General features: G+C 45.0%; 10 protein-coding genes. 6 read left to right on the top strand and 4 right to left on the bottom strand.

Annotated features, from left to right (window positions below):
- Positions 1-361 precede the first annotated feature (361 nt).
- Positions 362-781 (bottom strand): nucleoside-diphosphate kinase, encoded by a 420-nt coding sequence (locus tag ABDV94_RS13300; protein ID WP_343747684.1) that lies wholly within the window; start codon positions 779-781, stop codon positions 362-364.
- Positions 782-925: 144 nt separating this feature from the next.
- Here ABDV94_RS13300 and ABDV94_RS13295 point away from each other — a divergent pair, with 144 nt between their 5' ends.
- The 6 genes from ABDV94_RS13295 (at position 926) to ABDV94_RS13270 (ending at position 6,664) form a co-directional block, all read left to right on the top strand.
- Positions 926-1,588 (top strand): metal-dependent transcriptional regulator, encoded by a 663-nt coding sequence (locus ABDV94_RS13295; RefSeq protein ID WP_343747682.1) that lies wholly within the window; start codon positions 926-928, stop codon positions 1,586-1,588.
- Positions 1,585-2,487, top strand: a complete 903-nt coding sequence (locus ABDV94_RS13290) for a zinc ABC transporter substrate-binding protein (protein ID WP_343747681.1) — start codon at positions 1,585-1,587, stop codon at positions 2,485-2,487. Before ABDV94_RS13295 ends, ABDV94_RS13290 begins: the two co-directional genes overlap by 4 nt.
- Complete coding sequence (locus ABDV94_RS13285; RefSeq protein ID WP_343747680.1) at positions 2,484-3,212, top strand: metal ABC transporter ATP-binding protein; 729 nt, start codon at positions 2,484-2,486, stop codon at positions 3,210-3,212. Before ABDV94_RS13290 ends, ABDV94_RS13285 begins: the two co-directional genes overlap by 4 nt.
- 1 nt (position 3,213) lies before the next feature.
- Positions 3,214-4,053, top strand: coding sequence for a metal ABC transporter permease (locus ABDV94_RS13280; RefSeq protein WP_343747679.1), 840 nt, complete (start codon positions 3,214-3,216; stop codon positions 4,051-4,053).
- The gene (locus ABDV94_RS13275) at positions 4,043-4,939 is read left to right on the top strand and encodes a metal ABC transporter permease (protein ID WP_343747678.1); all 897 of its coding nucleotides are present in this window, start codon (positions 4,043-4,045) and stop codon (positions 4,937-4,939) included. The genes ABDV94_RS13280 and ABDV94_RS13275 overlap by 11 nt, the downstream gene beginning before the upstream one ends.
- Positions 4,940-5,176: 237 nt before the next feature.
- Complete coding sequence (locus ABDV94_RS13270; protein WP_343747677.1) at positions 5,177-6,664, top strand: DUF5723 family protein; 1,488 nt, start codon at positions 5,177-5,179, stop codon at positions 6,662-6,664.
- Between the two features lie 149 nt (positions 6,665-6,813).
- On the opposite strand, the gene ABDV94_RS13265 is transcribed toward ABDV94_RS13270, so the two are convergent.
- The 3 genes from ABDV94_RS13265 to gyrB all read right to left on the bottom strand — a co-directional run bounded on the left by ABDV94_RS13265 (position 6,814) and on the right by gyrB (position 10,070).
- The gene (locus tag ABDV94_RS13265; protein ID WP_343747676.1) at positions 6,814-7,434 is read right to left on the bottom strand and encodes a CoA pyrophosphatase; all 621 of its coding nucleotides are present in this window, start codon (positions 7,432-7,434) and stop codon (positions 6,814-6,816) included.
- On the bottom strand, positions 7,431-8,036 hold the full coding sequence (locus ABDV94_RS13260; protein WP_343747675.1) for a hypothetical protein: 606 nt from the start codon (positions 8,034-8,036) through the stop codon (positions 7,431-7,433). The genes ABDV94_RS13265 and ABDV94_RS13260 overlap by 4 nt, the downstream gene beginning before the upstream one ends.
- Before the next feature lie 81 nt (positions 8,037-8,117).
- Complete coding sequence (gene gyrB, locus ABDV94_RS13255; RefSeq protein ID WP_343747674.1) at positions 8,118-10,070, bottom strand: DNA topoisomerase (ATP-hydrolyzing) subunit B; 1,953 nt, start codon at positions 10,068-10,070, stop codon at positions 8,118-8,120.
- Positions 10,071-10,115 lie beyond the last annotated feature (45 nt).

Below are 10,115 nucleotides of genomic sequence, written 5' to 3'. Positions count from 1 at the left end.
GCTTTTTTTATGCCCTAAACTTGCTACTTTTCCCTGCCCCTGAAACAACCCGGCCAATAACCCGAATTCCCAATTTCCCAATATGGGGACGGGAATACAAAGCTTAGACGATATTGCGCAAAATATCCCTGCAAAATCGCCTGGCTGTATCGAAAGAATAGATCAAAAGGTTGTTTCTTCCATACAGAAGAGAAATCCACAGAGAGGCCCATTCAGGCTATTCTGCATGGATGATTCAGAAGAATAGAATGAAGAAGACCAGTACCACTTCATTAAGCTAGAATTGATTCAAAAGAAAATTCTCACCACAAAAAAAGCCTCACTAAAAAGTAAGGCTTTCAATTCGTATCAACTGGAGTGATTAGAAAATCTCAGCAGCTGTAAAGTGGAATTTTCCTTCGATTTCAGCATTCTCATCAGAATCAGATCCATGAACCGCGTTTCTTCCTTTAGACTCTGCGTAGTACTTACGGATTGTTCCTTCCGCAGCTTCAGCTGGATCTGTAGCTCCGATCAAAGCACGGAAATCAGCAACTGCATTGTCTTTCTCAAGAATAGCCGCAACAATCGGTCCGGATGTCATGTACTCAACCAATTCACCGTAGAATGGACGCTCAGCGTGAACTTCGTAGAATTTTTTCGCCTGATCCTCAGTTAAACGAGTGAATTTCATTGCTTTGATTGAAAATCCAGCCTGGATAATCATATCAATAATTTTTCCCATGTGACCGTTTTCGATCGCATCTGGTTTCAACATTGTAAAGGTTCTGTTACCTGACATCTTGTTTTGTTTAAATAAATTTCGGTGCAAAAGTACAACTATTTTCTCAAAAAGATCCAAGCTTTGTACCCTATAAATCAAATCTTTCAATTTGTTTTTTTAGATATGTCTAAAAAAGTTTTTAAATTTGTAAAAACAAAGAACTTGAAGTTAACACAAAGCGAAGAAAACTATCTCAAGGCCATTTTTACATTGAGCCAGGAGGGAAAAGGACCTATTTCAACCAATGATCTGGCCGAGAAGATGTGCACCAAAGCATCCTCGGTAACAGACATGCTCAAAAAGCTTGGAGAGAAGAATTTGCTGGAGTATCAAAAATACCAGGGCTGCCAGTTGACCGCTTTGGGAAGTTCCTGCGCTTTAGCCATCATCCGTAAACACCGGTTGTGGGAAACATTCCTGGTCGATAAACTGCATTTTGGCTGGGAAGAAGTTCACGAGATTGCAGAACAATTGGAACACATTCAGTCGACGGAGCTCACCAATAGACTTGATGAGTTTTTAGGTTTCCCGAAAGTAGATCCGCACGGAGAACCGATTCCGGGAAAAGACGGTAAGATCGAAATTGCAGCCAATAGAATCCTGCTTTCTGAAGCAACACCCGGAACCAGGGCAATTATTATGGGCGTGGAAGATGATCAAACGGAATTCCTTCAGTATCTCAGTAAAATCGGGTTGAATCTGGGAACACAGATCGAAGTGCTCGACAAGTTGAGTTTCGACGGATCGATCCTGATTGACCTCAAAGGAAAACAAGTGCAGTTTTCAAGTACGGTTTCAAAACAAATTTCGGTGAAACAACTATGAGAAGTTTTGTTTGTGTAACGATCGGATTGTTTTTACTGCTTGGATGCAGAATCCGGCAGCGGGAAGAGAATGAGAAACTGATTGTGTGCTCTACTTCCATTGTTGCCGACTGCGTGCGCCAGGTGGTGGGAGACCGTTTGATTGTGAAATCGTTGATGGGCCCCGGAGTGGATCCGCATACCTACAATCCGAGACCCAGTGATGTGAGCTTGTTGAACGACGCAAAACTCGTTGTGTATACCGGTTTTCACCTGGAAGGAAAAATGGCGGAATTGTTCGAACGCTTATCCGAACGAAAAGCCGTTGTTTCTTTTCAGACCGAATTTCCACAAACGAAAATCTTATATACCGACCAGATCACGCCCGATCCGCACGTGTGGTTTGATACAGACTCCTGGATTCAGGCCATGAATGGAGTCGTAGATAAACTGATTGAATTATACCCAGAGTACGAACTGGAGTTCCGCGAAAATTTCTACCGTTTTCTACAAAAAGTGGAGTCGGAAACGGCAGCATTGAGAAGTGAACTGGCAAAAGTTCCGAAAGCACACCGGATCTTGATCACTTCCCACGATGCATTTCATTACTTCGGACGCACATTCGATATCGAAGTAAAAGCCCTTCAAGGGGTATCTACTTCCCAGGAACCGGGAGTCAGAGACGTGGTAAACCTGGTCGATTTCATTGTCGAACACCAGGTCAAAGCAATTTTCGTAGAAAACTCCGTGAGTCCGAAAGCCCTGAACAGTGTGCTCAATTCGGTGAAAAGAAAAGGATATCACGTCAAAATCGGGGGAACACTTTTCTCCGATGCGCTGGGTTCTGAAGGAAGCGGGGCAGACACTTATATCGGGATGCTGACCCATAATGTTAATGCGATTAAAGACGGTTTGAAATGAGAAAAGCAATAGAAGTGACTGATTTGACGGTTTTTTACCGCGAAATGCTCGCTTTGGATCATATTTCGGTAACGGTAAATGCCGGAAGAATAACCGGGATTATCGGGCCGAACGGATCCGGAAAATCCACGTTCCTGAAAGGAATCCTGGGAATCATTCCCGTAAAACAAGGAAAGGTTTCTTTTTTCGATAGCAGTTTTGAAAAATTCCGCTCGAAAATTGCTTACGTGCCGCAACGCGAATCCATCGATTGGGATTTCCCGATCACGGTAGCCGAAGTGGTCGAAATGGGACGGATTACACCCAGAAAATGGTGGGCGAGAACGACCTCTGCAGACAAGGAAATCGTAAAAGAGACCTTGAAGAAAGTGCAATTGTCAGAATTTTCGACCCGGCAGATCGGACAACTTTCCGGCGGACAGCAGCAACGTGTTTTCCTGGCAAGAGCATTGGCGCAGGAAGCCGAACTGATTATTATGGATGAACCGTTTGTGGGAATCGATATGGCATCACAGGAAGCAATTCTGGCGATTGTCCGTAAACTGCGCGATGCCGGCAAGACCATTGTGATTGTACACCACGATTTGTCAGTCGTAGCTCAATACTTTGACGATGTGATCCTGTTGAACAAAAAATTGATCGCAAGCGGTGCACAGGAAGATGTGCTGAAACCAGAGAACATTGAGAAAGCATACGGAATGAGCTTTCTGTTGAATAAGAAATAACATGGATTTAAGTATTTGGATCGTATTTATCGGAACGGCGCTGATCGGAATCTGTGCGGCTTTGGTGGGAACATTCACCTTTCTGCAGAAGAAGTCCCTGATCGGTGATGCCATTTCCCATTCGATACTTCCCGGAATTGTACTGGCATACATGCTTTCCGGACAACGCACTACGTGGATTTTGATGCTCGGAGCTTTCTGCGCCGGATGGTTTGCCACACAACAGATTTCCTGGCTGCAACGTAAAACCAAACTGAAATCCGATACGATTGTAGCCGCTACACTCAGTATGTTTTTCGCGTTCGGACTGGCCTTGTTGTCCTACATTCAGGGAAGACCGGATGACGGCCAGGCCGGGCTGAGTGATTTCCTGTTCGGGAAAATTGCCGCGCTCGACATCCGCGATTTGTATTTATTCCTGGGCGTTTCGGCGGTTATCGTAATTGCCGTTGTGTTGCGCTACCGGGTGATGTACAGTTTTGCATTTAACCGGGAATTCATGATCAGCAAAGGATTTTCGCTGCGTTGGAACGACTTTATACTGAATTCGATGACAATCCTCGTAGTCGCGATGGGGGTACAGGCAGTCGGAGTGGTGCTCATGTCGGCATTGCTGATTATTCCTGTACTATCTGCACGAATGCTGACCTACCGCTTGAACCGGATGTTGCTCGTTGCCTTAACTTTGGGAACATGTTCATCCCTGTTGGGCTCCTACATTTCCATTTTGGGAACCAACATTCCTACCGGCCCGTGCATCATCATGGTGTTGAGCACCTGTGCAATCGTGATTGCACTCACAGTCAAACTTCAAACCAAACGGAAAAGCCATGGAAAATGATGTATTGATGATCTTAACAGCCTGCTCCGTTGCAATTCCTGCATCGCTGCTGGGCGTTTTGCTCGTTTCTAAAAGCCTGGTGATGGTCGGAGACGCCATTTCACACGCCGTTTTACCAGGAATTGTGGTCGCCTATCTGCTCAGCGGAACACGGGATTCCGGGCCAATGCTTTTGGGAGCAGCCGCTACGGGATTCTTAACCACCTTTCTGATTGATTTCCTGAGAAGGAAATGGCAGATCCAGGAAGATGCGGCAATCGGATTTACATTTACCTTCCTGTTCGCAGCGGGCGTGCTGCTGATTGCCCTTTTTGCCGGAAAGAACAGCGACCTGGATCAGGAATGTGTCTTGTATGGCGATCTGGAAACCTCCATCCTGGATCAGGTCATTGTAGGCGGATACCTCTATGGAACGCGGGCTATTCTTCAGCTGCTTCCGCTAACGATCGTCCTGCTGGTGGTCATCATATTCGGGTTCAAAGGCTGGAAAGTTTGGGCATTCAACCCGCAATTCGGGTCCTTTATCGGAATTCCTACCCGGCTTTTCCAGTTGATCCTGATGTTGTTGCTGAGTATTCACGCCGTGTTGAGTTTTGAAAGCGTGGGAGTGATCCTGGTTGTCGGATTATTGGTGCTTCCGGCGGCAACGGCATTGCAATTTTCCAAGACTTTGAGTCGTACTTTTTGTTATGCTGCATGCATAGGAATAGTATCTTGCATCCTTGGAGTGTTCCTTGGAAAATGGATCAATATCTCTATTTCTCCACTGATCGTATGTGTGAACGGCTTGATTTTTCTCATTTCGGTAGTACTTTCACCATACAAAAGAAAGGCAGATTATACTGTAAAAGAAAACAATCTGAAATTTCAAGACTTCAAGAATTAAGCATTTATTGGAACAAAAAAAAGAAATCAAAAGTTGTAGATTCAATAATCTGGTGTACCTTTGTATTCAAGAACAACAATTTTCATAGTTGTTAGTTTTGGGTTTTATAGTTTTAGCATGGTTTAGCAAAAAGAGGAGTAAGTTACATAGAATTTACTCCTCTTTTTGTTTTCTGTTGGTTGGTAGTGCGGCTTTTTTTCGTTTCTTTAGCGAACATTCTGCAACAACTACGCACTTATGAAGATTAAATTATTGCTCCTGGCCCTTTTATCCATTTCCGTATCATTTTCTCAAACCCAGGGAGTTGCCTTCCCAACAGTCGGTAAAGGAGTTGCTACGCCTTTTGTGACCGATTACCATGCATTGGGAATCAATACTTCCGCGCTGGGTTGGAGACCGCGGTATGCCGGGAAAAAGTTCACCACCGGAACTTCAGAATTTGCATTCGGGATTTCCTCCGATTCATTGAGTTCCAAAAAACTTCAGAACCTTACTTCAACACTTTACCAGGCCGCACAGCATAAAAATCCGAGTGAAATCGACTACAAAAGACAGATGGAAGCAGTGGGAGATTATGCGGAAGCAGGTGTTGCCATTAACTTTGATTACAACTGGTTCGGGTTTTCCTACTACGGAAAAAAACTGGGTGGAATTGCGTTCAATATCCGCGAAAGCTACAGCTGGTATTCCAAACTGAATTCTCAGACAACTGACCTGCTTTTCCGCGGAAAATTATCTTCCATCTTTGATTCCCTGACAGTTGTTTACGGTTCGGATACCTCCCGCATTGCAAACAATGCATCGATTTCTCAAGACACTTTGAACCACGTGGTGCGTGGATCACTGAATGTTCCGATCCGGATCAGTGACCTGACGAAAGGAACGCAGATTCAGTTATTGTGGAGCAGAAGCTACAACATCGGTTACGGACGCAAATTGTTCGGAAAAGACTCCGTGTTTGAATTGTATGGGGGAGTAGGAGCGCGCCTGATCACGTCGATGGCGATGTTCAGTATGACTTCAGACAATGACGGATTGCGGATGTATACTTCCATCACTCCGACCTTTGATATCAACTACGGAAACGTGAGCGGATCCAATGCTATGCAGCAGAAAAGCAAAGGAATGGCACCGGTGATGGGAACAGGTTACGGAATTGATCTTTCTGCAAGTATGATTCTCTTCAATAAACTGCGCGTAGCGGTTGCAGTAAACAATATCGGTTCGGTGACCTACAAAAGAAACGTGTACAAAGTGAAAGACACCTTGTTCACCTCTTTTGAGTTAGGTGGTCTGAACGGAAACAACATCACGCAGACGGTCAACCAGTTGGTGCGCGACAACGGTTTGCTGACCCTGGAAGGCGAACAGAAATACACGGTGATCAATGCTTCCGATTTCCGCTTCGGCGTGAGCTACGAGCCGATTAAATACCTGCGTTTGGGCTTTGATGTCGTAGCGCCGTTTAACAAAAACAACCCGGGATCGATTCAAAATCCGGTTTATTCTTTTGGTGGAGACATTCTGCCGGTGAAATGGCTGCAATTGAGCATCGGGTATTACGGAGGAGGAATTTACAAAAACAACATGCCTTTGGGATTGACCTTCATTATCAAAGACGGGGCATACGAATGTGGAATTGCTTCACGTGATGCTTTGAGCTTCTTCCTGAAAGACGGAACCAGTGTTTCGGGAGCCTTAGGATTTGCGCGATTCCGGTTTTAGGATACGTCTTGTAAGAGCATTCTGGCGATTTGAAATGTGATTTACTATAAGCAGTTTGAAGCGGGAGAGGAGTGTGTTAACTGTTGAACCCTTTGAATTTTTTCCTCCACGGGGAAGAACAGCATGCACGATCTCTCTGTTTTAGCATATTACCTTAGAATATCCTTCAGCTCGTTTAAGATCAGCGCGGTTGCGCCCCAGATGAGAATGTCTCCCTGCTTGAAGTGGGGTACATTTTTCATAATGAATTCTTTGTTCAGCGGAATATCGAGCTGCACGACGGATTCCGGTTTGTAAAGCGCCGGAAGATCCAGCTCATAAATTTCGGCGACTTCCCGCTCGGAACGGTTGTATTGAAAGGATTTTTGTGTGGAGTAGAATACAAAAGGCGTAATCAGGAATTTACTGACCGGAACGAACAGGGGAGTCAGTTCTTTTAACAATTCGAATGACCCGGCATCAATTCCGATTTCTTCAAAGCATTCGCGGATGGCCGTGTAAGTCAAATCCGGATCATCTGCTTCTTTTTTTCCGCCGGGAAAGCTGATTTGTCCGCTGTGTGAGCCATCGTATTGCTGGCGCTGTGTAACGATCGTAGACAGCGTGTTTTCTTCGTTGTGGAATAAAATAATGGCTACCGCCGCATCGCGGTAAGAGACTCCCTGCTGAATTTGTTCCCTGGAACTTCCCCGGAAAGGCATAAAAGCCAGGTGTGAACTTTCGCCCGGTAATTCTCCTGAAAACTTCTCAATTAAATCGGCATATGTCATTTTGCTTGCTTCACACTTTTCAAAATCCGTTCAAAATCGTCGTAGGTGTAATTCATGATGGATTTATTGGTGATCCATTGGAAAACGTAGTAATTGTCTTTAATCCGGATGGTAGCCGTGGCGTAATACGTCATTCCGGTATATTCACCGTCTCCGGCTACTGTTTGAATCACTCCTTTTTGCTTCAGGTTCTTCGGTAATTCCTTCTTAATCGAAATCCCGCCGTTGTCAAGAGAGGTGAATCTGCGCCAAACGTAGGCATCCTGGAAAGTATTCAATAAATCGTCTTTGATCACGAAATCGGAGACAAAGCTGCGGTGTAGGTCGGACTTGGAGAAACGCTCAACCGAAAAAAAGATATTCAGAGCATTGCTCGTTCGGGTAATGGAAGAATTTTTGATCGTGAAATCGTGCGAATAATACCGTTTGAAATGCTTCGGAATCTTGAATGAAATCCCTTCGTATTTGATGGTTTTATCCAATGTGAAATTGTAGTGATTCTTTTTGAAATCTTCTCTGACCTCCTTGTTTTCCTTGTCATAATCCACACAGCCTCCCATGAGGATAAAGGGAACAAGCAGGAGCAATAACCGATAACGCATACAATTGATTTCGTTTGACTAAAATTGATTCAGGATAAAGATAAAAAAAGCCCTGACAGGATCGTCAGGGCTTGTTGTTTTTTAGATATCGATTTTTGCGTATTTCGCATTCTTTTCAATGAATTCACGTCTTGGCGGAACTTCATCTCCCATCAGCATGGAGAAGATTTGGTCACACTCAGCTGCATTTTCGATGGTTACCTGGCGCAGTGTTCTGTGCTCCGGATTCATCGTTGTATCCCACAGCTGTTCTGCATTCATCTCACCCAAACCTTTGTATCGTTGTACGTTTACAGAAGAATCAGATCCGGAACCTTTCAATTCACCGATCAAACGGTCGCGTTGATCTTCCGTCCATGCGTATTCCGCTTTGGTTCCTTTTTTCACCTGGTACAAAGGCGGGGTTGCAATGTAGATATATCCTTTTTCGATCAGTTCCTTCATGTATCGGAAGAAGAACGTCAAAATCAATGTCTCAATGTGAGAACCATCCACGTCGGCATCACACATGATGATGATCTTGTGGTAGCGCAGTTTTTCGAGATTCAGGGCTTTGGAATCATCTTCCGTTCCGATACGTACTCCCAGTGCAGTGTAGATGTTTTTGATCTCTTCGTTCTCAAAAATCTTGTGCTGCATCGCTTTTTCCACGTTCAGGATTTTCCCCCGAAGCGGCATAATTGCCTGGAACATACGATCACGTCCTTGTTTTGCAGTTCCACCCGCCGAGTCTCCCTCGACCAGGTAAATCTCACAAACCGCAGGATCTTTTTCAGAACAGTCGGCCAGTTTTCCAGGTAAACCTGATCCGGACATCACATTCTTACGCTGTACCATTTCACGTGCTTTACGTGCTGCGTGGCGCGCTCTTGCTGCAAGAATGACTTTGTCAACGATAATCTTTGCTTCAGCCGGGTGTTCTTCCAGGTAAATGGTTAACATTTCGGAAACCCCCTGGGAAACCGGAGCAGTTACTTCTCTGTTACCCAATTTTGTTTTCGTCTGACCTTCGAATTGCGGCTCAGCTACTTTTACAGAAACAACAGCAGTCAACCCCTCGCGGAAATCGTCCCCGTCAATTTCGATTTTTTCTTTCGCCAGCATCCCGCTGTCAGTTGCGTATTTTTTCAAGGTATTCGTCAAACCGCGACGGAAACCGGAAAGGTGTGTTCCACCTTCGTGCGTGTTGATGTTGTTGACATACGCCTGGATATTCTCCGTGTAAGACGTATTGTATGTCAAGGCAACTTCTACCGGAATTCCTTCACGTTCCCCTTCGAAATAGATCACATCTGCGATCAGCGGTTCACGGTTGCGATCCAGGTATTGTGCAAACTCGCGCAATCCCCCTTCGGAATGGAATACATTGGAAGTTTCTTTCCCGTTTTCGTCTACTTCCCGCTTGTCGGTAATGGTGATGGTAATTCCTTTGTTCAGGAATGCCAATTCACGCATACGTGCACACAAAGTGTCGTAGTTATATTCTGTGAATTCGAAAATCGTATCATCCGGTTTGAAGGTCTGAATAGTTCCTGTTGTATCAGAAGTTCCGATTTCTCTTACATCGTAGAGCGGCTTCCCGATGGAATACTCCTGTTCGAAAACCTTTCCTTCGCGGTGAACCTCCGTGCGCATGTGAATAGACAATGCGTTCACACACGAAACCCCAACCCCGTGCAAACCACCGGAAACCTTGTACGTGTCTTTATCAAATTTACCGCCGGCGTGGAGCACTGTCATTACCACTTCCAGTGCCGACTTTTTCTCCTTGGTGTGCATAGCCGTCGGAATCCCCCGGCCGTTATCTTTAACAGTAATGGAATTGTCTTCATTGATCCAGACATCGATGGTATCACAATGACCAGCCAACGCCTCATCGATGGAGTTATCCACGACCTCGTAAACAAGGTGGTGAAGACCTTTAACGCCCACATCCCCGATATACATCGCCGGACGTTTACGAACCGCCTCCAGACCTTCTAATACCTGTATGTTATCCGCGGAATAATCCTGATTCTTTTTTTCTTCGCTCATAAATAAAGTTGCTTAAAAAACGCACTTTTTCAGTGCAGAACAAAT

This window comes from Fluviicola sp. (assembly GCF_039596355.1).
In the GTDB taxonomy this organism is placed as follows: Bacteria; Bacteroidota; Bacteroidia; order Flavobacteriales_D; family Crocinitomicaceae; genus Fluviicola.
The sequence above is the reverse complement of the archived record's forward strand: the minus strand, read 5'-3'. Positions and strand labels throughout refer to the sequence as shown.